1 protein-coding gene is annotated in these 503 nt (G+C 70.2%); it reads left to right on the top strand.

The features are described 5' to 3' along the window. On the top strand, positions 1 to 236 hold a 236-nt coding region (locus tag ABD323_RS45785), incomplete at its 5' end, for a MarR family transcriptional regulator (RefSeq protein WP_344447823.1). Positions 237 to 503: the final 267 nt, after the last annotated feature.

Here is a 503-nt window from a genome sequence, read left to right on the forward strand (position 1 = left end):
CGATGACCCGGATCCTCGGGATGCTGGAGGAGAAGGGCCTGGTACGGCGCGAGCCGCACCCGGACGACCGCCGACAGGTGGTGGTCAGCGCCACCGAGCAGGCGGAGGCGATCCTTGCGGAGAGCCGCCGCAAGCGGAACGCCTCGCTGGCCGAACTGGCCCGGGGGTTGACCGAGGAGGAGTGGGCGGTACTCAAGGAGGCCGCACCCGTCCTCTACAAGCTGGCCCATCTCTAGGACGCGGTCGAAGGACGTCGGGACCGGAAGAAGGAGTACCGCATCACCGCAACACGCAACCGAGCAACCAGCAGCGCCACCACGGTGGCGACCGTGGTCGCGCTTCGAGGGGAGAGCACCGTGACACCGCCGGCCGGGAGCGCTACTACGGTGCGGCCGGGAAGCTGGCCATGGAGCGGCTGCCGTACACCGGTGCCGTGTGCACCTACGCGGTGGAGGAGGGCAGTCAGGAGCCCGCGCTGGTCACCGACTCGGCCAGCTCGGCGA

The sequence above is a fragment of the Kitasatospora nipponensis genome, from assembly GCF_039528135.1.
Classification (GTDB): Bacteria; Actinomycetota; Actinomycetes; order Streptomycetales; family Streptomycetaceae; genus Kitasatospora; species Kitasatospora nipponensis.